Source organism: Bradyrhizobium sp. CCBAU 53421 (assembly GCF_015291625.1).
GTDB lineage: Bacteria > Pseudomonadota > Alphaproteobacteria > Rhizobiales > Xanthobacteraceae > Bradyrhizobium.
The window spans coordinates 2,069,127-2,091,644 of the sequence record NZ_CP030047.1; the positions used below are offsets into that span (position 1 = coordinate 2,069,127).

Sequence of the window (22,518 nt, forward strand, 5' to 3'; positions counted from 1 at the left end):
CTGACGTTGCACCCCTGACATGCTTGCGGGCGGCCTCGATCAGCGAAGCCGCCCGCATATCGTGATGGAAGGCTAGACCGGACCGGCTTCGGGGCGCTGCATCCGGTCGAATTCAAAGGTCACGCCAAGCCTGCGCTCCAGGCGCCAGGCCAGAATGCAGTGCCGCCGGATCGGTTCGCTCTCGATCTCGAGATCGAATGCGAACGGAATTGCGACGTCGCTTTCCACGGCCAGCCCGGCGCCGCCGGTCGAGATGTTGAGCACGACGCATCCGATGCTGGCGTTGCGGAAGAAGATCGTTCCGCGCTTCATCAGGACGGTTCGTTGGCTGTCGATCTTGTATCTTCTTATTGTGGCACTCACGGCAGTCTCCTACCCCGATGTGATGCCCGTCGCGATCGTTCCCTGGATCATGCTCTATCTCTTTGTTTTGAGCATGATCGTTCCGGAAAACCGCTACACACTTTTCCGGATCATGCTCTAGTTCACCAGTACCGCGCCGTCGCAACGGATGCCCAGCACCCAGACGTCGACCTGACCGAGCCCGATGCCGAGCGTCGAGAGCAGGGTCGCCAGCACCTGATCGATCGGGCTCGTCACGGCGTTGAGGATGCTCATCACCAGCGCGCCCAATCCCGGGAGCGGAACGCCAGCGATGCTGAGCGAGAGATCACCGAGCAGGCTGGCCGTCAGCGACGACAGGAAGTTGGTCGTCGTCACCGTCTTCTTGGTTCCCGACTGGATGTCGCTGTAGCTGAAATTGACATTGGTCGGCGTAGTGTTGCCCATGCCGGCATGAGCGCGGCCGGTGACGGTGATGCCTAACAGAGTGACCAGCGTCGCCGGTGGCGGATTGGGCTTGGTCGTGAAATTGGTCATGTCGGCAGCCGTGACGTTGCCGATCCAGGCGTCCACGATCCCCGGCGTCACACCGATCGTGACCTGCGAGGTGTTGATGTTCGGATGGCCGCAGGACACCGCATTGAGCGTCGCGGTCCCCGAGGCGACCTCGACATAGACCGGCAGATTGATCGACGCGATGCTGCCGGAGCCGAGAACATTGATTGTCGCCAGGATCCTGGTCTGCGCGGTATGGACGCTCACGCCCTGGGTGCCCATCGCGATCCAGCTCGAGCCGACCGGGCGCTCGCCGATCGTCGCGATCACGGACACGTTGGCGATGCCGGGCAGCCCTAAATTGACCGAGGTCGCGATCTGATTGCTGCCGTTGGCGATCTGCGCCACCGTGTTGATGAGGTCGAACACCGAGACGCTGGCCCCGACCTTGGGTTTCTGGCCGACCGTCAGGTTGGCGAAGGGGCCGAGGTCGATCAGGGTGCCCGGCGAAACCTTGGTCGAGGAGCCGGTGACGGCCTGGGAGATCGTCGACAGCGCGGTCGTCGCGGCGCCCGCGCCGTTGGTGATCTGCTGCGTGGTCAGCGCGGCTGCCATGAGGTCGCCGACCTTGACGTTGCTGCTCAACAGGTCGCTGTAGGTGACGCCGGTCAGGTTGATCCGGGTTGCCAGCGCCGACAGGAAGTCGAGGGCGTCGATCTTGGCGCTGATCAGCGCATTGTAGTCCATCACCGAGAGCGACAGCGTGGTGCCGAGCATCGAGCCGAGCAGCGCGTTGAGCACGCCGCCGTTGACCGAGAGCAGCCGCGAGCCGATCTCGAACGACGCCATTTCGGTCGATGTCGCGGTGGCGGTGGTCGTGATGTTGAAGCTGCTCGCGCCGGTCAGATAGCGCGCGAAATAGAGCGGGGTCTTGGTCGTGAGCGTGACGCGCGCGGCGTTGGGAATGCCGACCGCCGGGGTCACGAACCGGGCCTGCGGCGCGATCGCGCTGCTTGCGGTGTAGGTCCCCGTCTCGACCTTGACCAGCGCGCTGGCCGGGTAGTTGTTCTGCGTCACCGTTGCGGTCGCGGCGTTGACCGGATTGCTCAGATTGGCGGCGGCGACGATCGCGGCGAGGTCGGCGGTGCTCTGGGTCTTGCGCCGGTCGGCGAAGATCGTGCCGAGATCGATGGCAAGCCCGGCGCACCCGATCACGAGCGTCATCAGGCCGGCCGAGATCATCGCGAAGTTTCCTCGTTCGTCGGCGCCGAAGCGCCGCATCAGCATGAGGATGCCGCTCATCCTAGAATCCCCCGTACTGGATCGCCGCCGAGCGGACGATGGTGCTCGCAGGCGCCGGGACGAAAGGCAGCTTGTAGATGAAGTTGCCGGCCGCGTTGTAGTTGACCGTCACGACGTAGACGTTGGCGTTCGAGGGGGACGGCGCGGCGTTGACGGTGAGATTGCTGGCGACCAGCAGCGGATAGGTCGATGCGTTCGCGGTGACGTAATTGGTCGCGAGGCTGTTGCGCTCGGTGTCGGTCATTCCGGCAATCGACGACCGCGCCGCTTCGGCGGCGAGTTGCTGAACGCCATGCACCATCGCGAGATACGAACCGAATACGATGATGCCGAAAATGAAGGCAAGAAACAGCGGCAGCATCAACGCAAATTCGACGGCAGAAGCGCCGCTGCGACAGCGAAAGAACCTGGTCATGGCATTACCTCGAAACGCAAACTACGCCGCCACGTTGCGAGGCTTTGATTAAGGAAAACTATGAAAACGCTTTCGCGAATCAGTGACGTCAATTCAGACTTATCGGGTCAGCGATGCGTTATGGGGCGATCAGAATCTTTGATGCGATACCCGCAAAAACCCGGAGTGCGGTTCGGTTGAGGTGTTGCGGCGTGTGGCGATGCAGTTGTGGGATACCGTGATATCCGGAGTAATGCACGTAACAATACATATGGCCTGCAATATCAGTGCCTTGGTGGCAATTGTAGCTAAACGAAAGTGCAACCAAATGTTAGTATAGCCTGATCACATACTGTGGAGATTGGAACTGCGTCTGCTGAGATTGGAGCGCTCGCGATGCATAGACCGCGTCAACATTTGAATATTCCTACTGAGATTGTTCGCACCGTCGTTGCGATCGCAGAGACGGGAAGTCTATCGAAGGCCGGCGAGCGTCTCGGCCTCAGTCAGCCGGCGATCAGTTCGCAGGTCAAGCGGCTGCAGAGCCTGGTCGGCGGCGCGCTCTTCGTCAGAACTGCCAACGGCACCACGACGACGGAGCTCGGCAAGGTCGCCGTGCAGCAGGCAAGGCGAATCCTCGAGGCGAACGACCAACTGCTCCGGCTCGGCGGCAATCACGAAGGACCGCAGCCGTTGCGGCTCGGAATGAGCACGATGCTCGCCGATGAATTCCTCAAATCGCATCCGGCCGACGCGCTCGCCGACGTGCTGGTTCACGCCGACATGTCGCCGATCGTCATCAGGGGATTGATCGACGGCTACATCGACATCGCCTTCGTCTACAGCAACCCTTCGCTGGAGAACGAGGGCGAGGTGACGATCGCAGCCGAGGCCGACGAGCGCTCGGTGTGGGTACGATCACGCGATTTTGTCCTGCGGCCGGGCGCCCCGATCCCGATCCTGGCGTGGCCGGGCGACGACTGGATGATCCGGACGCTCACCAAGCACAGCATCTCATACAAGATCGTGTTCAGGAGCCCGAACCACCAGCTGCGACTCGAAGCCGCACGGGCCGGATACGGCCTGACCGCGTGCCCCGAGCGGATGATCCCGTCCTCGCTGATTTCGGCCAAGGACTATTATCTGCCGGAGCTTCCAATGCAGAAGCGCCTGCTGTGCGTTCGCCCGGGCCTCGAGGGAAGCCGCGCGACGGCGATGGTGCAGCGCCTGTCGAGCCTGTTCTTCAGCGGCGCCAAGCCGATGCGTCAGGTGAGCAACATGTAGTCCGGCGTCGCCGGCCTGCGGCGGCTCCGGTCAGTAGTGCGGTGGGCGCTCGTTGGCGGGACCCGGCGCCTGGCGTTCGGCCTCCTGAAGCCGGTCGCGCAGCTCGGCGAGCTGGCGCGTCAGCGCGTCGATCTGCTGCCATTGTGCCGTGATGGTCTGGTTCAGCGTCTCGATGGCTTCGTCCTGATAGGTCAGGCGAACCTCCAGCGCATCGATCCGCTCGCTCAGCTTTGCCGCGTCATTCATTCACGGCATCCTCGTGGCCACGCTCGCGCAGGCCGTGGCCGAGCGCGACGCGCTCGTCGAACACAAAGCAGTCGCCGCGCCAGCGGCTGTCCTGCCGCGGCGTTTGCTCGAGATATTTCAGGATGCCACCCTTGAGGTGATAGACCTCGCCGAAGCCTTGCGCGAGCAGATAGGCGCTCGCCTTCTCGCAGCGGATGCCGCCGGTGCAGAACATCGCAATCCTGCGGTGCTTCGCGGGATCGAGGTGCCGGGCGGCAAATTCCCTGAATTGTCCGAAGCTCGCGATACCTGGATCGACCGCGCCTTCGAAGGTGCCCATCGCGACCTCGAACGCGTTGCGGGTGTCGAGCACCATGATGTCGGGCGAGGCGATGAGTTCGTTCCAGCCGCCGGCGTCGACATAGGTGCCGACCCGCCGCGTCGGATCGACCGTGGTGTCGCCGAGCGTCACGATCTCCTTCTTGAGCCGTACCTTGAGCCGCTGGAACGGCATCTGCGCGGCTTCTGAGAATTTCAGCTCGAGATTGTCGAGGCGGCCGCCGAACAACGGCCCGTCCTCAAGCTCCGCGACGAAGCGCCCGATGGCCTCATCGCCGCCGGCGATGGTGCCGTTGATGCCCTCATGCGCGAGCAGCACGCTGCCCTTGAGATCGAGGTCGGTGCAGAGCGCGCGCAGCGGCTCGCGCAGGGCGCGGAAGTCGGGCAGCGCGGCGAACTGGTAGAAGGCGGCGACCTTGAGCGGCATGGCCGGGGTTTATCAGGCCGGCCAGATCGGCGAAACCCCGCAAAGCCATGCATTATCGGGATAATTCCTCTGGCATGCCATGCATTGCCCTGCCGGGGATGAATATGCCATGTACGTCGCGTCCATCCGCCGCAGCGGCATCAGACCATCACGATCAAGCGAGCTCTCCGTCATGAGGAATTTCCACTTCGCCGGCCGTTCCTCGGTCCACGCCCAGAACGCGATGGTCGCAACGTCGCATCCGGAGGCGGCGCTGGTGGCCATCGATGTGATGCGCGAGGGCGGCACCGCTGCCGACGCTGCGGTCGCGGCCTGCGCGCTGCTCGGCGTCATCGAGCCGCAATCGACCGGCATCGGCGGCGACTGCTTTGCGCTGATCCAGCCGAAGGGCGAGGGCAAGATCACCGCCTATAACGGCAGCGGCCGGGCGCCGATGGCCGCCACCGCCGACTGGTACCTCGAACGCAAGATCCATTCGGTGCCGCTGACCTCGGCGCATGCCGTCAGCATCCCCGGCGCGATCGACGCCTGGGACGTGATCCTCAGGGATCACGGCAAGTTCGGCTTCGACCGCCTGCTGCAGCCCGCGATCAAGGCCGCCGAAGAGGGCTATGTCGTCGCTCCGCGCATCGCCTTCGACTGGAAGAACGGCTTTGAGAAGCTGAAGAACGGCACCAACACCGAGCGCTACCTGCTGCCGCACGGCAAGCCCGCGGTCGCCGGCGACGTGATCCGCCAGCCCGAGCTCGGCAAGACGCTGCGCGCCATCGCGCAAAAGGGCCGCGACGCCTTCTACAGCGGCGAGATCGCCGCCGACATGGTCGACACCCTGCGCGGCATCGGCGGCCTGCATACGCTGGAGGACTTTGCGGCGCATTCGACCGAGACGACCTCGCCGATCGGCACGATGTACAAGGGCTACGACGTCTGGCAGTGCCCGCCGAACGGCCCCGGCATCACCATGCTGGTGATGCTCAACATCCTGTCGCGCTTCGACCTGACCAAGTTCAAGCCGCTCAGCATCGAGCGCTTCCACCTCGAGGCCGAGGCGGCGCGCATCGCCTACATGATGCGCGAGCAGTATATCGCCGATCCCCAGCACGCCCATGTCGATGTCGCCGGCATCCTCTCCAAGGAGTTCGCCGACGAGCACATCAGGAACATCCGGATGGACGCCCTGCTCGAATTGCCGAACGTCGCGCCGCCGATGAATCCCTCGACCGTCTACATCACGGTGGTCGACAAGGACCGCAACGTCTGCTCCTTCATCAACTCGATCGCGCATTCGTTCGGCTCGGCGATCGTCTCCAACAAGACCGGCATCCTGCTGCAGAACCGCGCCGGCGGCTTCCGCATCCAGCCCGGCCATCCGAACTGCATCGCGCCGGGCAAGCGTCCGCTGCACACCATCATCCCGGCGCTGGCCACCAGGAACGGCCGTGCGGTGATGCCGTATGGCGTGATGGGCGGGCAGTATCAGCCGGTCGGCCAGACCCGCGTTCTGACCAACATGCTCGACTATGGCTGCGACATCCAGGAGGCGATCGACATGCCGCGCGGCCTGCATTACGAGGGCGTCTACCAGCTTGAGGACTCTGTGCCGGCGGAGATCGTCGAAGGCCTGAAGAAGATCGGACACAAGACCACCAGCGTGGTCGCGCCGCTCGGCGGCGGCCAGGGCATCTGGATCGATTGGGAGAAGGGCACGCTGACCGGCGGCTCCGATCCGCGCAAGGACGGTTGCGCGCTCGGCTACTGATTGGATCGAGATCAATCAAGGAAGGACGTCCAGAATGCAATCTTCACGACGCAAGATCATCACGACTGCGTTCGCCGGCCTTGCGGCGGCAGTCTCCACATCCGTTGCCGGCAGGACGGCAACGGCCCAAACCGCGGGAAAGCCCATGACCACAGCTTCAGGCCTCCAGATCATCGACAGCAAGGTCGGCACCGGCGCTTCGCCGAAGACCGGCCAGACCTGCGTCATGCACTATACCGGCTGGCTCTATGAGAACGGCCAGAAGGGCAAGAAATTCGACTCCTCCGTCGACCGCAACGAGCCGTTCGAGTTTCCGATCGGCCAGGGTCACGTGATCAAGGGCTGGGACGAAGGCGTCGCCACCATGAAGGTCGGCGGCAAGCGCACGCTGATCATCCCGCCGGACCTCGGCTATGGCGCGCGCGGCGCCGGCGGCGTGATCCCGCCGAATGCCACGCTGATGTTCGACGTCGAGCTGCTTGGCGTAAAGTAACCTCATGGCCGTCAAATAGCGGGCTCACAACAAGAGGGGCGCAGCGATGAAGATCTCGATCCTCGACGATTATTTCGACACGCTGCGTACCCTCGATTGCTTCCGCAAGCTCGACGGCTACGACGTCACGATCTGGAATGATCATGTCCAGGACGTCGATGCGCTCGCCGAACGGCTGCGCGACAGCGATGCGCTGGTGCTGATCCGCGAACGCACCCAGATTCGTAACGCCCTGCTGGAACGGCTGCCGAAGTTGAAGCTGATCAGCCAGCGCAGCGTCTATCCGCATATCGACATCGACACCTGCACGCGGCTCGGCATCATCGTGTCGTCGAGCCAGCATGCCGATACGCCGTCCTACGCCACCGCCGAGTTCACCTGGGGCCTGATCCTCGCCGCGATGCGCGCGATCCCGCAGCAGATGGCGGCGCTGAAGGCGGGCAAATGGCAGATCGGCGTCGGCCATACGTTGCGCGGCAAGACGCTTGGCATCTACGGCTACGGCCGTATCGGCGCGGTGGTCGCGGGCTATGGCAAGGCGTTCGGCATGAATGTGCTGGTCTGGGCGCGGGAGCCCGCGATGGTGAAGGCGCGTGCCGACGGCTACGAGACCGCTGCCAGCAAGGCGGATTTCTTTGCCCGTTGCGACGTGCTGTCGCTGCACATGCGGCTGGTCGACGCGACGCGCGGCATCGTCAAGGCGGAAGACCTCGCGCGGATGAAAGAGACCGCGCTGATCGTCAACACCAGCCGCGCGCCGCTGATCGAGCCGGGCGCGCTTGTCAACGCGCTGCGCGCCGGCCGGCCTGGAATGGCCGCCGTCGACGTCTATGAGAAGGAGCCGATGCGCGATACCGCCGACCCGCTGCTCAACATGGACAATGTGGTCTGCACCCCGCATCTCGGCTACGTCTCGCGCGACGAATACGAGATTCAGTTCACCGACATTTTCGACCAGATATTGGCCTACGCGGCGGGTACGCCGACCAATGTCGTGAACCCGGATGTGCTGGCGCATGTGCGCCCGCGCGGCTAGCAGCGTCGTTCATGCTCGAACGGCCGGCTCGATGGGGCGGCCGTGTCATCTCTCGTTCAGCGAGGCCAGTGAGCCGCTGCGGTCACCCTGCCGACGATCCTCTTGATGCCGCCGAGTGCCTTCTGTCCCTTGCCCTTGGCCTGCAGGATCGCACCTCTGCCCTGCATCGCCGGAGAACCGGTGACCTTGCCAAGACGCCGCTTGAACCTTCCGATCGCGTCGTTGGCCGTGCCCTTGATCCTATCGGTCGTGCTACCCATGAAACTACTCCTTCGGAATACGCCGAGACAACGCGTCGGCACATGGCGATGTTCCGATTTGGCGATGTTCCGATTTTCCGCTCGCCTGCGCGCCTGCTTTTCGCTAGCGTTCCACGCACGAAATCAGGCCAACGAAAGCAAGAACGATGAGCGGTTCCCACGATCACACCCATTCTCACGACCATGATCACCACCATCACGACGACGAGCGCTGGAAGCACGACGGCGTCCGGGTGATTCCTGGTAACCAGCTCGATCCGAATGTGCCGTCGACCGCCGGCATGGACCGCAAGGCCGCGATCAACTTCGCCCGCGTCGGTGCGCAGAAATTGTGGGCAGGCACCGTCAGCATCAAGCCGGACGCCAAGACCGGCGCGCATCATCACGGCCACCTCGAAAGCATCATCTATGTCGTGAAGGGCAAGGCGCGGATGCGTTGGGGCGAGAAGCTGCAATTCACCGCCGAAGCCGGTCCTGGCGACTTCATCTTCGTGCCGCCCTACGTGCCGCATCAGGAGATCAACGCCAGTCCGGACGAAGTGCTGGAATGCGTGCTGGTGCGCTCCGACGGCGAGGCGGTGGCGATCAACCTCGACATCGAGCCGGTCGAGAAGCCGGAGAACGTGCTGTGGGTCGATCCGGTGCACCGGCATCCCGACGAGAAGAAATAACGTCGCGGCGCAGCCGCGACGAAACACAATAACAAAAGCGGGGAGGCCAGCATGACGCTCGTTCGTTACGAGAGCGCCGACCACATCGCGACCATCACGATGGCACGCAGCGAGAAGCACAACGCGCTCAACAACGCGTTGTGCAGCGAATTGCGCGATGCCTGGCTGCGCTTCCGCGACGGTGAGGATCGCGTCGCGGTTCTGGCCTCCGCGGAGGAAAAGTATTTCTCGGTCGGCGCCGATGTGGCCGACCTTCCCGTCAATATGTGGCACGCGGTGCCCGGCCTCGGCGTCGAGCTCGACAAGCCGGTGATCGCAGCGACGTCAGGCTGGGTCGTGGGTGGCGCCTTCGTGCTGGTCCAGATGGCCGATCTCTGCGTGGCGTCGGAGACGACGCGTTTCATTTACCCGGAGGGAAAGATCGGCACCACCGCGGGCGGCGTCTCGTCGGTGATGGCGCGGATGCCGCACAAGATCGCGATGGAGTTTCTGCTGGTCGGCGAGGAAATGTCGGCGGAGCGCGCCTTCCAGATCGGTTTCGTCAACAAGGTCGCGCCGAAAGGTCAGCACCTCGCGCTGGCGCAGGAGATGGCTGCGAAGATCGCCGGCAATGCGCCGCTGGTGGTTCGCGCGCTCAAGAAGTTGGCGCGCGAGGCGATGCCGAAGGGGCCGCTGGAAACGGTCGCCGATGTGCGGAGGTTGCTCGATGGGGTCAGGGACAGCGAGGATCTCAAGGAAGGCGTGAAGGCATTCAGCGAGAAGCGGAAGCCGAGGTTTACGGGGAAGTGACGCAGTCATTCCGGGGCTCGCGAAGCGAGAACCCGGAATCTCGAGGTTCCGGGTTCGACGCTCGCGCGTCGCCCCGGAACGACGGACTCAAGCAAACACCCGGTGATCGATCGCCCCGCTCGGCACCACATAGCCGTAGCGCGTGTTCGACGGTTCCGCGCCGGCCTTCTCATATTGCGCCTTCATCACCGCGAAGCGGTCGCCCTTGATGTCGAGCATCGCGCGCTTCGGCTGGATGTTGTAGAGCCGGGCATTGTTGTCGCCGAAGATCGCGGTCTTCACCGGTCCATCGGCGGGACCGAGCGGCGCATAGCCGAACTTCTTCTGCATCGCTTCGGGGATTTCCAGCCGCCGCAGGCCCTCGATCTGCCATTGCGGCGCGCCGGTCCACAGCGCGTCGGTGCCCCAGCAGATATGGTCGACGCCGAGGCCCTTGATCAGGGTGCCCATCAGCGCGGCGCAGACATTGGGCTCGGCGACCAGCGTGGTCGCGAACAATTGCCCGACGTCGCCGTAGACATTGTTGACGCCGTACTGCGTCGGGATGTCGGCGAGGTCGGAGGTCCAGGCGATCCGGCCGGTGCGCTCGAATTCGGCGAGCGCGACCTTGGGATCGCCGCCGACATGGCGATAGGCCGAGTGATAGATCACGAAGTTGAGCTGCGGCCAGTCCTTGGCCGCCTGGCCGACATCGGCAACGTCGGCGAAGCCGCGCAGGTTCGGATACTGCTTCTCGATCCCGGGCGGGAACAGCCCCTTGTGCACGCAGACATTCTTGATGCCCGCCTTCACCATCTTCTCGTAGCCCTTGTAGGCGACCTTCTCGTCGTCCAGCCGCCACGGATAGCGGCTGATCTCCTTGTGAGTGTTGTCGCCGATCGTGTAGCCCTTGCAGGATTCCGGGTTCAAGGCCAACGCAGCATCGAGCTTGTCGAGCCAGCCGGGCTGTCCGGGCGTGAAGATCGCGTGACAGAACACGCGGCGCGAGCCGGCCTCGTCGTTGATCTGCTTGCGAGCGGCGGCCATCTGCTCGTTGGTCAGGAACCAATCCTGCTCGATGTCCGACGGCGCCGAGGAGATCAGCGCAATCTTGGTGTCGGAATCGAGAAACATCTCCTTCTTGTAGTTGTTGAACTTCAGATCCTCGATGGTCTGCTCGTGATCGTTGAGCTCCTTGTTCCAGCCGGCCTTGCCGACGGCCTTGCGCATCTCCACGAAGCCCATGATGCGGGTGTCGTCGCGCAGGAAATGCGTGTGCATGTCCATGATGAACTGGTCTTTCAGCCCGTTGGCGCGCTCCTGCGCCATCGTGGGCGTTGCGGCTTCCGCCGGCGTCACGTCGAACAGCTCCCCGTAGACCTGGTTCATCGCGACGAACGAGGCGGCCATGCCGGCCGCGGTCTGAAAGAAACGGCGGCGGTCGAGGCCCTGCTTGCCGCCGAGATCATCGGCCATCGCCAGCAGCCGCGCCTCGACCTCGCGCTGCCGTTCGTTCTGCGGGTCGGGATAGAACTCGTCGCTGGAGACGATCTGGGTCGGGATCGGCGTCTGGTACTGGCACAGTTCGGAGGGCATCAAGGCGGCAAGTTCTTCGTCGGTGAGATTGCTGCTCATTCTTCGCTCCCGCTCTCGCCGGATTTTTCCGGTCGGACCGCGGCGGAGACTAGGACCAAGTCCGTCCCTCGTCCGCGCCGATTGCCGGAAACCGCGTTCACAAAATCGTGCATCGCATCTGCGGCCGCAAGACGCGCCCGTTGCGCAACCAGTGATGCACGCTGCTATGCTCGGTCGCACCGGGTCGGACGAAGAAATCCGGAAGGGAGGCGAACCATGATGCCAGCGGACCATTCGCGGCGCACCATCATCAAGTGCATCGGCGTTGCGGCGGCGGCCGGCGTGCTCGGCGCAGCGCCGGCGCAGGCCGCGGTCGCAGTTCCTGCCGAGGGAGAAATATGGAGCAACGAATATTGGGCGAAGAAGGGTGACATCCCGCTGTGGATGTTTCGCAAGCGGATCGGCGCGCCCAGGCCGGGCGAGCCGGCGCGGCCTGTGGTGTTCTTCGTCCACGGCTCGTCGGTGACGTCGAGGGTGTTCGACCTCACGGTGCCCGGCAAGGGCGAGTATTCGCTGCTCAACGTCTTTGCGCGTTACGGCTTCGACTGCTGGACCATGGATCACGAGAACTACGGCAAGTCGGGCCGCACCTCAGGCAATGCCGACATCGCAAGCGGGGTCGAGGACCTGAAGGCGGCGGTCGAGGTGATCGCGCGCGAGACCGGGCAGGCGAGATATCACTTCGTCGGCGAATCCTCCGGCGCGCTGCGGGCGGGTGCCTTCGCGATGGCCGCGCCGGAGCGGATCGACCGCCTGGTGTTCGCCGCCTTCACCTACAAGGGCGAGGGCTCGCCGACATTGGCAAAGCGCGCCGAGCAGCTTGCCTATTACCGCAGCCACAACATGCGCAAGCGCGACCGCGACATGATCCGCTCGATCGCGACCCGCGACAGGCCCGGCACGTCCGACCCCGCCGTGATGGAAGCGCTGGCCGACGTCGAGATGCAGTTCGGCGACCAGATCCCGACTGGCACCTATCTCGACATGACCGCCAATCTGCCGGTGGTGCATCCGGAGAAGGTGCTGGCCCCGGTGCTGCTGGTCCGCGGCGAATATGACGGGATCGCGGCCGTCCCCGATCTCGAGGAGTTCTTCAACAAGCTGCCGAATGGCGACCGGCAGTTCATCATCCTGCCGGGCACCGCCCATTCGGTGGCGCTGGCCACCAATCGTGAGCTGTTCTGGCACGTGACGCGGGCATTTCTGACCATGCCGGCGCCGATCGTGACCTGAAGCCTGCGGCAGGACGCCGCAATAAAAATTTGCGCTGTCATGTCGGGATCCGGCTATGCGGTTCGTCCTCGGGGCACAACCCCGCCAACAGGAGTTCTTCGCGTGGCCAATCCCAAAATGATCTTCGTCAACCTGCCGGTCAGCAATCTCGCCCATGCCACTGCGTTCTATGAGGCGATCGGCGCGGCCAAGAATCCGCAATTCTCGGACGATACCGCCTCCTGCATGGTGATCTCCGACACCATTTTCGTCATGCTGCTGACCCACGACAAATTCCGGCAGTTCACGTCGAAGACAATCGCCGACGCCAAGACCACGAGCGAAGTGCTGGTCTGTCTCTCCGCCGACAACCGCGACGCCGTCGACGGCTACGTGACCAAGGCGAAGGGCGCGGGCGGCACCGCCGATCCGTCGCCGAAGCAGGATTTCGGCTTCATGTATGGCCGCAGCTTCGAGGATCCCGACGGCCACATCTGGGAAGTGATGTGGATGGACCTCGAAGCCGCGACGAAGGCGCAGGCCGCCGCGGCCACTGCCTGAGCCGCCGCACGATGCGTTGAGACAGCACTTCAGGCGATGGAAATGCCGTCCGGCCGGACTTCGGTCATGGCTTGGACGGCTTTTCTGGCTGGAGGCAGGTCGGCTTGCCGGCAGCCGGGGACCGGAAAGTTCAGTTCGACCGTGGTGCCGCCGCCAGGCGTCTCGCAGAGGGCAACGGTGCCGCCGTGGGTGGTCATCACCTGGGACACGATCGAAAGCCCCAGTCCCGTTCCTTCCGTGCGGGTGCTTCCGCGCTTGAAAGGCTCCAGCAGCAATTCGGGCTGACCAAGTTGGAGACCCGATCCGTGGTCAATGACGCTCAACCGCGCGGGTGCTCCGACCTCGATGAGGACGGAGCCGCCTGCGCCGCCATGGGTCACGGCGTTCCGGATCAGATTCGAGAGCGCGACGGCGATCGCGGTTTCCGAGCCGCGCACCCAGACCGGGTGACGAGGCTCGGTGAACTCGACATCGCTGCCGTTCTTCAGCGCCATCGGCACGTGTTCGGCCGCAACCCTGCGCGCCAGCGCCGCAAGATCCATCTCGATCAGCTCGGCAGGTTCGGCTGAGATCCGCGCCAGCTGGAGCAGCATGGTGACGATCGACGACAGCTTCTGGTTCTCGGCAATCAGCCTTGCACGCAACGGATCATCCTGGACCTGCTCGAGGATGGTGCGCGCATTGGTCAGGGGCGTCCGAAGCTCGTGCGCCGCATTCGAGAGGAAATTTCGCTGCGCTTTCGAAGCGACGTCTATCCGCGACAGCGCGCGGTTGAAGGCCGCGACGAGCGGCAAGAGCTCGGCCGGCGCATCTTTTTCCGGCAATCGGCGGCCATCCGAAACCCCGTCGATCATCTCGGCGGCCGCCGCGACGGCCCGGACCGGACGCGCGATCAGCGTCGGCACGAACACCATCGCGGTGAACGCCGTCGCCGCCAGCACGAGGATGATCGGGAGCGCGACGATCGTCGCATCGGTGAGCATTCCGGTGGTCAGTTGTGCCGCCGTATAGGCCACGCCGCCGGTTTCGATCCACACCTCGCCGACAGGCGTATTCCTGACCGCGGCCATCTTCTTCAGATTGGTGGTCTCGCCGTCGAACGCATAGGCGAGGAAGCTCGTCCCGTCACGCGACGTCTGGGTTTTTTGCGGACGCCACTTCGGGATCGGGCCGTAGCTGACCTCGCCGCTCTTGTCGGACACGACATACCAGAATGTCGGGAAACTGCGGGTGATCTCGTCCAGCCGCGACGTCCGCTTCAGAGCCAGTTGCCCGTTCTCGTTGCGGATGACGGCTTCCTTCAATGCATCGGCGACGTCGGCGGCGGCCCAGGTGCCGTCGTCGTCACCGCCAAACCGGATCAGCAACGCTGCCGCGCAGATCAGCATGATGGTCGTTACGGCGCCGATCAGCGTCGCGGACAGCACCGCGATCGAGCGACGGACACGCTTGAGCCTTTGCCATTGCAAAATCATCATTCGCCACTCAAAAGATATCCGAGGCCGCGGACCGGTTTGATCACGACCTTGCAGTTGGCCGCGCGGAGGCGCCGGCGCAGCCGCGAAACATGCGCCTCGATTGCGTTCGATTGAATCTCGTCGTCAAAGCTGTAGGCGGCAACTTCAAGGGTCTCGCGCAGGACCACGCGCCCGATCCGCCGCACCATCGCTTCCAGGATCGCCAGTTCGCGCCGCGGGACGACGATCGGCTCGTGATCGACGCAGACCTCGCGATTGAGGACGTCGTAGCTCAGATTGCCGATGCGAACGACCGCCCCTCGATCGAGGAAGAGACGTCGCAGCACTGCCTTGGCTCTCGCAATCAGCTCGATAGGCTCGAATGGCTTGGCCACGTAGTCGTCCGCGCCCTCGTCGAGGGCGCGCGCGATATCAAGGGGGTCATCAAGCGCCGTCAGCACGATCGTCGCGGGGCTGGGCTTCTGCTGCTTCAGGTCGCGCAGCAAGGCGAGGCCGTCGCCATCCGGCAGTCCACGGTCGATCACGACGAGTTCGAAGCTTCGCACCGCGACCGCGGCACGCCCCTCCTCGAGCGTCGTGACCATGTCGGATGCGCCGAAGGCCGTAGCCAACGTATCCCGCAGCCATGGCCCAAGCTGAGGGTCATCCTCCACGACCAGAACTCGCACCGCATTCTCCCAAGCGTAAAACACGGCTTCTACCATTACGGACGGATTACCATAAGATTACGGCCGGCGAGAAAACCGCAGCGTGCACTGGAATACATTGATGTGATTGGCCTTTTCCGCGGGTGGTTTGTCGGCTTTCTGTGCGGCTTCGCAGGGGCAGCGACATCGATCTGCATTACCGGCGAATGACAGCGCGTCGGCGCGCGCACGCGTAGCGGCGTGAACGGATCAGCGTCAGGCTGTCGTAATGCTCGCTGTGAAAAGCCTGTCGGACAATGCGAAGCACTTCGCGTTTTCCGATCTCCGTCCCTAGCGGTCAGGCTTCCATACGATATGCCGGTCGATTTTGCGTTCTCAGCGATGGCCAAGCGGTCAGATCGCAGCCCGGCGGCTTGGCGCCGTCCATTCAATCGATGGCTGGAGGGCGTCGAGGCAGGGTGGTCGGTGCCGCTGCTGCTCGCCTGCTTCGTCGGCATCTGGACGGTGTATCTGTCGGTCGCCTATCACGGCGCCGGCCTGCATCCGGACGTGCTGGAGACCTGGACCTATGGCAGGCATTTCGCGTGGGGTTATCCCAAGCACCCGCCGTTGATGGGCTGGATCACCGGCGCGTGGACCTCGGTCTTTCCGCTCACCGATTGGTCGCTGCAGCTGATGGCGATGACCAATGCAGCGCTGGCGTTGTGGTTCGTCGACCTCATCGCAAGACGGTTCGTGACCGGGCACAAGCGCCTGATCGTGCTGCTGCTGCTGATGCTGACCCCGGCCTACCAGTTTCACGCCCAGCGCTTCAACGCCAACGCCGTGTTGCTCGCGGTCTGGCCGCTTGCGACCTACTGCTTCCTCCGCGCCTTTGAGACCAGGGCGCTGCTTTGGGCGATTGCTGCCGGTGTCACGGCATCGCTTGCGATGCTGGGCAAGTACTATTCCGTCTTTCTGGTCGCGAGCTTCGCGTTGTCGGCAATCATCCATCCCCAGCGACGCGCTTATTTCACGTCCAGTTCGCCCTGGATATCGGCCGCGGTCGGGCTGATCGCGCTGTTCCCGCATCTGCACTGGCTGGCCACGACAGGTGCGGAGCCTGTCCACTATGCCGCGACACATGTCGGGGCCGATTTCCTGACCTCGCTGCGGGATGCGGTCAATTTTCTGCTCGGCCTTGCTGCGGCGACAAGCCTGTCCGCTGCGACGTGGGCGATGATAACAGGGTATCGCATTAGGCGCCTTCCTCGGGATCTCGCGGCGGCGGATCCCAACCTGAAGCTGCTCTGCCACGTCGCGATCGGCACAATCGCGCTTCCCTTCGCCACGTCCATATTGCTCGGCACCGATTTGCCGTCGCTCTGGGCGCTTCAGGGATTGTTCCTGCTGGCGGTGGTCGTCGTGTGCAGCACGCGTTATCGCATCGAGCGGTTCTATGCGGTCAATGCAGCGCTGCTGGTTGCCGGGATAGCGATCGTTGCCACCGCGATGGCGGCCCCGGCCCATGCGCTCTACCGCAACAGCTACGGTTACGAGGAAGGGCGAAATGTCTATCACCAGGCGGCAGACAAGCTCACCCGGCTGTGGCGCGAAGAGATGGGCACGCCTCTGGCGATCATTGGCGGCAACGACAGCCTGGGGCTTGCGGTGGCTTTCTACAGCGCCGATCACCCGCACTATGGCGATCCCTTTGCGTACCAGTATTCATTGCCATTGCCGCGCGAGGTGACACCGGAGCGCGGCTGGGCGGCGCTCTGTTTCGATGACCAGGACGATTGCCTCGAATGGACCGAACGAATGGCGGCCCACGCCGGGCGCTATGTCAGGCGCGAGTTTTCCGTGCAATCGAGCCTGTTCGGAATTCCGGGCGTCAAGCGAACCCTGGTCGCATTCCTGGTGGCGCCGCTTCGTGAGCCGGACGACGCATCGTCAAGCCTTGCCAATGATGCCGGTCAGAGTCCGGGACATGTCGCTCCGCAAACGGAGCCGCCGCTCCGCGCCGAGCCTGATGTCGCGCTGCCGGAAAATCAGCCGCCGGGAAATGTGCCGCAGATGATCGATCCGGGGGGCAACATGCGCGTGGAACATCGCGCGGCACGATCGCGCCCGTAATCTTGCGGTAATCGGCCCCCGCTTTATCGGCGGCGGGGTCAAGGGCGTCATATCTCGAAGGATAGCAGTCCATGCTTATCAGGTTGGTTTGCATCAGCCTCGGCGTCTGCGGCGTCATCGGTGCTACCGCGTTCGCGCAGACATCCCCGTCAACGACCGGCTCACCTCAGCAGGCGCCGGCACCACGTGCGTCGATCAGTCGAGCCGACAGGATCAATCTCAACACCGCTCCCGTCAGCGAGCTGGTGAAGCTTCCGCATCTCAGCGTGCGCGGCGTCACTGCGATCACGGAGGCGAGAGCAAAGTCGAAGTTCAAGGACTGGAATGATTTCGTGGCCAGACGGGTGGTGCCGCGATTTGTCAGGAACGACCTCAAGGAGCTCGTCACCTTCTAGGGGGCTCCGTCGATCGCTGCCAGGAGACGGCGCGGTTGGTCAACTCGGATAAGGATACGCTTCAATGAAACGAATAGCTGTTTTTGCGGCCGTGGCGGTGATCGCTGCGGGATGTCTTGCGTCGACTGAAGCCACGGCACGTGGACGTCGCGGAGAAGCGGTGGCTGTCGGCATCGTCGGCGGCCTCGCCGTCGGCGCCCTGTTGGGCTCCACCATGGCTGCCGGTGCCGCTCCGGCCTATGTCTACGAGAGGGACTATTATTCGCCGGCGCCTGTCGTCCACACCCATCGTCACGTGTACGAATACGGCGACGAATATCCGGGCGGATATGATTACGGTTATAGATCCGGGTACCGGGAAGGCTACTCGGACGGCTATTGGGACAACGATTGAGCATGGATCGGCGTTCGTCGCCGGCGGACAGTTGTCACACGGCGGCTACTCGCAGATTGCTGGTAGCTGCCACTGATCCCCTTGCTCGACCGTGCGGATCCGGACCAGCGGTCCCGGCCTAATAGCTGATCCGCAGCCCGACGCCGCCGTGAAGCGTATTGCCGACCGGCTGCGGCCCGGCAGTGCCGTTGAGGAAGAGGTCGGCGATCCAGCCCTTGGTGATACGGAAGCCGACGCGGCCGCCATATTCGAACCAGCCCTGATTGCCGATCGTCGGCACGATGGTGCCATCGCCGGTGACGGTGGCGACGATGCCGGAATGGGTGGCGAAGGATTGCACCCAGCCGCCGTTGATGTTGGTTTCGATGTTCGATCCGAACAGATGCGTCCACTGGCCGCCGATCTTGACCAGGCTGGTGCGATCGGTGCCGTCGGCGATGGTGGCATCGAACGGGTTGAAGGCAACGGCAGGATCGCTGTAGCCCTTGACCCGCTGCCACAACTGCCAGACCTCGACCGAGGCCGCGACCTCGTCGCGCGCCGAGAGCCGGCTGATCCAGCCCGCGCGGCCATACACGCCGTAATTCTCGCTCGAGGTTTCGCCGGTGACCGACACCGCGCCGAGGCTGGTCGTGTAGCTGCGGGTGTAGCGCACCTTCTCCGACGGTGAGAGGATGGTGCCGACGTCGAAGAACGGCCGCGACGAGCCCCAGTCGACGAAATCATAGCGCAGCGCGAAGGCGCCGATCGGCGCGCTGGTGACGTTGTAGCCGCCCTCGCCATATTGCGTGTAGGCGATGCCGGCGAGCAGCGACAAATTCGGCGTGATGGTCTTGCGGCCATGGATGCCGGCCGAGAACGAGCCGGCCGAGCCGAAGGCGCTGATGCAGTCGTCGCAATTGACCTGCTCGTTGACGCCGAGCAGCACCGATCCCAGCACGCGGTTGGTGATCATCTGGTTGAAGCGCTGGTCGGCGAGGTTGTTGATCGAACTGCCGCTCGACGGCGCGCCGGTGATCGGCGTCGGCGACGGGCTCGGCGTTGGTGTCGGCGTGGGCGTAGGGGTCGGCGTCGGCGTTGGCGACGGTGTGGCGGTAGGTGTCGGCGTCGGCGTGGGGGTCGAGTTACAGTTCGGCGACGCTGAAAACGAATCGGGATTCGAAGTGCAGTTCGGCGTTGGAGACTGCGCCTTGGCCGACACAGCGAGTGCATGGAGCATCGCAAGCGACAGCGCCATCGTCAGCGCCGCCGACAGGACCAGATGATGGATACGCCGCGCCATGCTCACCGTCCGCACAGCATGCCGGTCGGGTCGTCCTCGACCGGCGGCGTCACCGGTGAGGCGTCCGCGAACTGGGTGACGGTGCAGAGGCCCGCGGCCTGGGTGCAGGTCGCGGCGAAGGTCCATGGCGGATTGTTGGTCTTCTGGATCGTGGTGCGGCCGCCGCTCGAGGTGATGATCGCGGTGTCGCCGGGCTGGGTCAGATCGATGCATTGCCGGTTCGACGTACACACCGTCGATGCGCCTTCCTGCAACACCACGGTGGTCTTGCCGCGCTGTGACAGGATGTCGAGCACCGTGCCGCGAACGCCGATGGTGGCAAGCGGCGTGGTGATCGTGTAGGCGGCCTTGTTGGAATGGCCGGTGACGAAGCGGAACGCTCCCGAGGTCAGGCGGATTGCGACATCGCGATAGTGATGCTCGTCGTCGAACACGGTGCGATCGAGCTTGAGCGAGGCATTCGGTCCGAGCGACAGGTTGGTGCTGTCGGCCATCACCAGCCGCGCGGCGCTCTCGAGGCCGGTGCGCACGGTCTCGTCACGCAGCAGCGCGTCGCCGACATTGATCGGCGTGGTCGAGGTCGCAACTCGGACAACCTCGTTCTTCACCATGGCCGCTTCGCCGACGCGCGTCTGCGCCTGAACGGGGTGTGCCGTCAGTGCGACCGCAAGACCGAGTGCAAGGAAGGAGAAAAAGCTGTGACGCGAATTCATTGTAAAACCGATCGACCTATCCTCTCACCGTACCGGATCGCTGACGCAGCTGATATTGTATAATTGTCACAAGCTGTGTTGAGTTGCGCTGGATGGTGAGTGCCGATGGATTCGAGACTGCTCGCCGCTGCGGACATCAACGTGAGTCTTGATCACACTCGTCACACACATCACACTCGCGGCCGTTGTATCTCACACTTCGCTCACACTGGTTCCTCTCGCACCGTGCCCGTCCTTTGACCATCGCATCCCAATCTCCTTCTGTTCTACAGCAGGCCGGCGCGCGCACGGCTCTCGTTGCGACCATCATCTTCATTGTCGCGCATGTCGTGCTGCTGCTCGGGATCACCACACCGGACAAGCTCTATTTCGATGAAGTGCATTACGTGCCGGCGGCGCGCCAGATGCTGTTGCCGGTGGTCGAGGGCCCGATCCTCAACCCGATGCATCCGCCGCTCGCCAAGGAGATCATCGCGCTGTCGATCAAGGCGTTTGGCGACGTGCCGCTCGGATGGCGCTATCCCGCGGCGCTGCTCGGCGCGCTCGCGCTGGTCGCCGTCTATCTCGGCGCGCTCGCGCTGTTCGCTTCGCAGGAACGTGCCATCGCGGCCGTGCTGCTCGCTTTCTCCAACCAGATGCTGTTCGTGCAGTCGCGGATCGCGATGCTGGATATTTTTGCGCTCGGCTTCTGTCTGTTTGCGATCGCAGCCTTCATCCACGGCTTCAGGCAGAAGCGGCCGCAGCTTGCCTTCGCGCTGACGGGCGTCTTCGCCGGGCTTGCCTGCGCCTGCAAATGGAGCGGGCTGTTCGTGCTCGCGACCTGCATTGCGATCGTTGTGGTGATCCGCCTGATGCAGGGCTGGCGCACGCGCTTTGCCGACGCCAACGCGGAGGACTGGTACCGGCCGGACCTGTGGCCGGACTTTCGTCTTTCCCACTTCATCGGCTGTTTCGTGCTGATTCCGGCGGCCATCTATCTCGCGAGCTTCGTGCCGCTGTACGGCTTCTCCTTCACCGACCTCGTCGAGGCACAGCGCCGCATCTTTGCCGACAACACCACGACCGCGATCGCGGGCCACACCTATATGAGCTCATGGCCGTCCTGGCCGTTCCTGGCGCGTCCGGTGTGGTACCTGTTCGAGAAGGTCGGCGATGACAGCTTCGCCGCGGTCGTGTTTCTCGGCAATCCGCTGATCTTGTGGCCGGCGGTGATTGCGCTGATCGTCGCGCTGCGCGACTGGATCGTGACCCGCAGCCGCGACGCCTTTCTCGTGCTGGCGTTCTATCTCGGCCCGTATCTCGCCTGGGCGCTGCTGCCGCGCACGCTCGGTTTCGTCTATTACTATCTGCCGGCTGCGACCACCGCGAGCTTCGTGCTGGTCTATGCCTTGACGCGGAAGGGTGCGCCGCGCTGGCTGTTGTGGACCTTCGTGGCCGTCGGATGCGCGGGCTTCATCGCGATGCTGCCGATCACGGTTGCCGCCATCGGGACCTCGATGGCGATCTTCAATCGGCTGATGCTGTTCCAGAGCTGGATTTGAATCTCGCTGAAACAAGCGATCCGCCTGCCAAGTGTAACAGACGGATCGAGGCTCCGGGAGATTACTGCGACGCCGTCTTGGTATCCATGTTGACGACCTGCACCCGGCGGTTGGTCGGGTCCATCGGCGCGTTCGGATCCTTCGGCCGGGTCTTGCCGTAGCCGACGGTCACGAGATCGGAGCCGTTCAGGCCGTAATGCTCGACCAGATAGTTCTTGATGGTGTCGGCGCGGCGCTCCGAGAGGTCCTGGTTGTAGGCCTCGCTGCCGATCGCGTCGGTGTGGCCGGCGAGGACGAAGGTCGAGCCCTTCATGCTGGCATCCGACAGTGCCTTGCCGAGCTCCTGCACCACCTGGGTCGAGCCCTTGGCGATCTCGGCCGAGTTGTAGTCGAAGTGAATCTCCAGATCGATCTTCGGCTTGTTGGCGGCGATGTCGGCAATCTCCTGGCGTTCGCCCAATGACAGCGAGCGGGTCTGCCGGTTGCGAACGGTGTTGAGGAAGCTCGCCTCCTTGGCCGATGCGGCGGGGTCGACCTGCGTCCCGGCGGAGAGGCCGCGGGTGGCCGATTTCGGCTTCAGCGCATTGAGGATCTGGGCGGCCGGAACGGTGTCGCTGCCGGCCAGTGCGACGCCCGCCGTCATCGACAGTGCAGCGCCGATCGTCAAAAGAGACATGGAAAGGGAGCGGGTCATGGGTCTCGTCCTTAAATATCAGGCCAGCCAATCCGGCTGTTATCGTTTTGATGCTG

25 protein-coding genes are annotated in these 22,518 nt (G+C 63.8%); 13 read left to right on the plus strand and 12 right to left on the minus strand.

Features of this window, described 5'->3' with window-relative positions:
• Positions 1-72 precede the first annotated feature (72 nt).
• Positions 73-264: a hypothetical protein gene (locus tag XH92_RS09785; protein ID WP_246788355.1), complete on the minus strand. Its 192-nt coding sequence runs from the start codon at positions 262-264 to the stop codon at positions 73-75.
• Here XH92_RS09785 and XH92_RS09790 point away from each other — a divergent pair.
• Entirely contained in the window at positions 257-484 is a 228-nt protein-coding gene (locus tag XH92_RS09790; protein WP_194461720.1) for a hypothetical protein, read from the plus strand. The genes XH92_RS09785 and XH92_RS09790 overlap by 8 nt on opposite strands.
• Here XH92_RS09790 and XH92_RS09795 read toward each other — a convergent pair.
• On the minus strand, positions 481-2,139 hold the full coding sequence (locus XH92_RS09795) for a pilus assembly protein TadG-related protein (protein WP_194459031.1): 1,659 nt from the start codon (positions 2,137-2,139) through the stop codon (positions 481-483). The genes XH92_RS09790 and XH92_RS09795 overlap by 4 nt on opposite strands.
• 1 nt (position 2,140) lies before the next feature.
• Positions 2,141-2,554, minus strand: a complete 414-nt coding sequence (locus tag XH92_RS09800) for a TadE/TadG family type IV pilus assembly protein (protein ID WP_194459032.1) — start codon at positions 2,552-2,554, stop codon at positions 2,141-2,143.
• Positions 2,555-2,950: 396 nt separating this feature from the next.
• On the opposite strand from XH92_RS09800, the gene XH92_RS09805 reads away from it, so the two are divergent.
• Positions 2,951-3,817, plus strand: coding sequence for a LysR family transcriptional regulator (locus tag XH92_RS09805; RefSeq protein ID WP_194459033.1), 867 nt, complete (start codon positions 2,951-2,953; stop codon positions 3,815-3,817).
• Between the two features lie 30 nt (positions 3,818-3,847).
• On the opposite strand, the gene XH92_RS09810 is transcribed toward XH92_RS09805, so the two are convergent.
• Together XH92_RS09810 and XH92_RS09815 are read right to left on the minus strand one after the other, a co-directional pair.
• On the minus strand, positions 3,848-4,063 hold the full coding sequence (locus XH92_RS09810) for a SlyX family protein (RefSeq protein ID WP_194459034.1): 216 nt from the start codon (positions 4,061-4,063) through the stop codon (positions 3,848-3,850).
• Entirely contained in the window at positions 4,056-4,808 is a 753-nt protein-coding gene (locus tag XH92_RS09815; protein ID WP_194459035.1) for a rhodanese-related sulfurtransferase, read from the minus strand. Before XH92_RS09815 ends, XH92_RS09810 begins: the two co-directional genes overlap by 8 nt.
• A 172-nt stretch (positions 4,809-4,980) precedes the next feature.
• Here XH92_RS09815 and ggt point away from each other — a divergent pair, with 172 nt between their 5' ends.
• Genes ggt through XH92_RS09830 form a run of 3 tightly spaced genes read left to right on the plus strand, consistent with a single transcriptional unit; the run spans position 4,981 to position 8,096 of the window.
• On the plus strand, positions 4,981-6,567 hold the full coding sequence (gene ggt / locus XH92_RS09820) for a gamma-glutamyltransferase (RefSeq protein ID WP_194459036.1): 1,587 nt from the start codon (positions 4,981-4,983) through the stop codon (positions 6,565-6,567).
• 34 nt (positions 6,568-6,601) lie between these two features.
• Positions 6,602-7,060, plus strand: coding sequence for an FKBP-type peptidyl-prolyl cis-trans isomerase (locus tag XH92_RS09825; RefSeq protein WP_194459037.1), 459 nt, complete (start codon positions 6,602-6,604; stop codon positions 7,058-7,060).
• 46 nt (positions 7,061-7,106) lie between these two features.
• The gene (locus XH92_RS09830) at positions 7,107-8,096 is read left to right on the plus strand and encodes a D-2-hydroxyacid dehydrogenase family protein (protein WP_194459038.1); all 990 of its coding nucleotides are present in this window, start codon (positions 7,107-7,109) and stop codon (positions 8,094-8,096) included.
• 56 nt (positions 8,097-8,152) lie between these two features.
• On the opposite strand, the gene XH92_RS09835 is transcribed toward XH92_RS09830, so the two are convergent.
• The gene (locus XH92_RS09835; protein ID WP_194459039.1) at positions 8,153-8,356 is read right to left on the minus strand and encodes a CsbD family protein; all 204 of its coding nucleotides are present in this window, start codon (positions 8,354-8,356) and stop codon (positions 8,153-8,155) included.
• Between the two features lie 146 nt (positions 8,357-8,502).
• Between XH92_RS09835 and XH92_RS09840 the strand changes: the two genes are divergently transcribed.
• Together XH92_RS09840 and XH92_RS09845 are read left to right on the plus strand one after the other, a co-directional pair.
• A complete protein-coding gene (locus XH92_RS09840; protein WP_076866333.1) occupies positions 8,503-9,027 on the plus strand; it encodes a cupin domain-containing protein in 525 nt (174 codons plus the stop codon).
• A gap of 51 nt (positions 9,028-9,078) precedes the next feature.
• Positions 9,079-9,816, plus strand: coding sequence for an enoyl-CoA hydratase/isomerase family protein (locus XH92_RS09845; protein WP_194459040.1), 738 nt, complete (start codon positions 9,079-9,081; stop codon positions 9,814-9,816).
• An 87-nt stretch (positions 9,817-9,903) separates the two neighbouring features.
• Here XH92_RS09845 and XH92_RS09850 read toward each other — a convergent pair whose 3' ends face one another.
• On the minus strand, positions 9,904-11,430 hold the full coding sequence (locus tag XH92_RS09850; protein ID WP_194459041.1) for an amidohydrolase family protein: 1,527 nt from the start codon (positions 11,428-11,430) through the stop codon (positions 9,904-9,906).
• A gap of 216 nt (positions 11,431-11,646) precedes the next feature.
• Between XH92_RS09850 and XH92_RS09855 the strand changes: the two genes are divergently transcribed.
• Positions 11,647-12,663: an alpha/beta hydrolase gene (locus XH92_RS09855; protein WP_194459042.1), complete on the plus strand. Its 1,017-nt coding sequence runs from the start codon at positions 11,647-11,649 to the stop codon at positions 12,661-12,663.
• Positions 12,664-12,780: 117 nt separating this feature from the next.
• Positions 12,781-13,203: a VOC family protein gene (locus XH92_RS09860; RefSeq protein ID WP_194461194.1), complete on the plus strand. Its 423-nt coding sequence runs from the start codon at positions 12,781-12,783 to the stop codon at positions 13,201-13,203.
• A 29-nt stretch (positions 13,204-13,232) separates the two neighbouring features.
• On the opposite strand, the gene XH92_RS09865 is transcribed toward XH92_RS09860, so the two are convergent.
• Positions 13,233-14,678, minus strand: coding sequence for a HAMP domain-containing sensor histidine kinase (locus XH92_RS09865; RefSeq protein WP_194461195.1), 1,446 nt, complete (start codon positions 14,676-14,678; stop codon positions 13,233-13,235).
• Entirely contained in the window at positions 14,678-15,349 is a 672-nt protein-coding gene (locus XH92_RS09870) for a response regulator transcription factor (RefSeq protein WP_194459043.1), read from the minus strand. Before XH92_RS09870 ends, XH92_RS09865 begins: the two co-directional genes overlap by 1 nt.
• Positions 15,350-15,709: 360 nt before the next feature.
• Here XH92_RS09870 and XH92_RS09875 point away from each other — a divergent pair, with 360 nt between their 5' ends.
• The 3 genes from XH92_RS09875 to XH92_RS09885 all read left to right on the plus strand — a co-directional run bounded on the left by XH92_RS09875 (position 15,710) and on the right by XH92_RS09885 (position 18,232).
• Positions 15,710-17,443, plus strand: a complete 1,734-nt coding sequence (locus XH92_RS09875) for a glycosyltransferase family 39 protein (RefSeq protein ID WP_246788356.1) — start codon at positions 15,710-15,712, stop codon at positions 17,441-17,443.
• A gap of 71 nt (positions 17,444-17,514) precedes the next feature.
• Positions 17,515-17,838, plus strand: coding sequence for a hypothetical protein (locus tag XH92_RS09880; RefSeq protein WP_194459045.1), 324 nt, complete (start codon positions 17,515-17,517; stop codon positions 17,836-17,838).
• A gap of 64 nt (positions 17,839-17,902) precedes the next feature.
• Entirely contained in the window at positions 17,903-18,232 is a 330-nt protein-coding gene (locus XH92_RS09885) for a hypothetical protein (RefSeq protein ID WP_194459046.1), read from the plus strand.
• 118 nt (positions 18,233-18,350) lie between these two features.
• Here XH92_RS09885 and XH92_RS09890 read toward each other — a convergent pair whose 3' ends face one another.
• On the minus strand, positions 18,351-19,514 hold the full coding sequence (locus XH92_RS09890; RefSeq protein ID WP_194459047.1) for a hypothetical protein: 1,164 nt from the start codon (positions 19,512-19,514) through the stop codon (positions 18,351-18,353).
• A 2-nt stretch (positions 19,515-19,516) separates the two neighbouring features.
• On the minus strand, positions 19,517-20,227 hold the full coding sequence (locus XH92_RS09895) for a FecR domain-containing protein (RefSeq protein WP_194459048.1): 711 nt from the start codon (positions 20,225-20,227) through the stop codon (positions 19,517-19,519).
• Positions 20,228-20,463: 236 nt separating this feature from the next.
• Here XH92_RS09895 and XH92_RS09900 point away from each other — a divergent pair, with 236 nt between their 5' ends.
• Complete coding sequence (locus XH92_RS09900) at positions 20,464-21,768, plus strand: phospholipid carrier-dependent glycosyltransferase (RefSeq protein ID WP_194459049.1); 1,305 nt, start codon at positions 20,464-20,466, stop codon at positions 21,766-21,768.
• Between the two features lie 61 nt (positions 21,769-21,829).
• On the opposite strand, the gene XH92_RS09905 is transcribed toward XH92_RS09900, so the two are convergent.
• On the minus strand, positions 21,830-22,462 hold the full coding sequence (locus XH92_RS09905; RefSeq protein ID WP_194459050.1) for an OmpA family protein: 633 nt from the start codon (positions 22,460-22,462) through the stop codon (positions 21,830-21,832).
• Positions 22,463-22,518 lie beyond the last annotated feature (56 nt).

Bases quoted from the DNA above. Each gene is read 5' to 3' on its own strand.
- XH92_RS09795 (WP_194459031.1), bottom strand. From the start codon at position 2,139: ATGAGCGGCATCCTCATGCTGATGCGGCGCTTCGGCGCCGACGAACGA.
- XH92_RS09800 (WP_194459032.1), bottom strand. From the start codon at position 2,554: ATGACCAGGTTCTTTCGCTGTCGCAGCGGCGCTTCTGCCGTCGAATTT.
- XH92_RS09810 (WP_194459034.1), bottom strand. From the start codon at position 4,063: ATGAATGACGCGGCAAAGCTGAGCGAGCGGATCGATGCGCTGGAGGTT.
- XH92_RS09815 (WP_194459035.1), bottom strand. From the start codon at position 4,808: ATGCCGCTCAAGGTCGCCGCCTTCTACCAGTTCGCCGCGCTGCCCGAC.
- ggt (WP_194459036.1), top strand. From the start codon at position 4,981: ATGAGGAATTTCCACTTCGCCGGCCGTTCCTCGGTCCACGCCCAGAAC.
- XH92_RS09825 (WP_194459037.1), top strand. From the start codon at position 6,602: ATGCAATCTTCACGACGCAAGATCATCACGACTGCGTTCGCCGGCCTT.
- XH92_RS09830 (WP_194459038.1), top strand. From the start codon at position 7,107: ATGAAGATCTCGATCCTCGACGATTATTTCGACACGCTGCGTACCCTC.
- XH92_RS09835 (WP_194459039.1), bottom strand. From the start codon at position 8,356: ATGGGTAGCACGACCGATAGGATCAAGGGCACGGCCAACGACGCGATC.
- XH92_RS09840 (WP_076866333.1), top strand. From the start codon at position 8,503: ATGAGCGGTTCCCACGATCACACCCATTCTCACGACCATGATCACCAC.
- XH92_RS09845 (WP_194459040.1), top strand. From the start codon at position 9,079: ATGACGCTCGTTCGTTACGAGAGCGCCGACCACATCGCGACCATCACG.
- XH92_RS09850 (WP_194459041.1), bottom strand. From the start codon at position 11,430: ATGAGCAGCAATCTCACCGACGAAGAACTTGCCGCCTTGATGCCCTCC.
- XH92_RS09855 (WP_194459042.1), top strand. From the start codon at position 11,647: ATGATGCCAGCGGACCATTCGCGGCGCACCATCATCAAGTGCATCGGC.
- XH92_RS09860 (WP_194461194.1), top strand. From the start codon at position 12,781: ATGATCTTCGTCAACCTGCCGGTCAGCAATCTCGCCCATGCCACTGCG.
- XH92_RS09865 (WP_194461195.1), bottom strand. From the start codon at position 14,678: ATGATTTTGCAATGGCAAAGGCTCAAGCGTGTCCGTCGCTCGATCGCG.
- XH92_RS09875 (WP_246788356.1), top strand. From the start codon at position 15,710: ATGGCCAAGCGGTCAGATCGCAGCCCGGCGGCTTGGCGCCGTCCATTC.
- XH92_RS09880 (WP_194459045.1), top strand. From the start codon at position 17,515: ATGCTTATCAGGTTGGTTTGCATCAGCCTCGGCGTCTGCGGCGTCATC.
- XH92_RS09885 (WP_194459046.1), top strand. From the start codon at position 17,903: ATGAAACGAATAGCTGTTTTTGCGGCCGTGGCGGTGATCGCTGCGGGA.
- XH92_RS09890 (WP_194459047.1), bottom strand. From the start codon at position 19,514: ATGGCGCGGCGTATCCATCATCTGGTCCTGTCGGCGGCGCTGACGATG.
- XH92_RS09895 (WP_194459048.1), bottom strand. From the start codon at position 20,227: ATGAATTCGCGTCACAGCTTTTTCTCCTTCCTTGCACTCGGTCTTGCG.
- XH92_RS09905 (WP_194459050.1), bottom strand. From the start codon at position 22,462: ATGACCCGCTCCCTTTCCATGTCTCTTTTGACGATCGGCGCTGCACTG.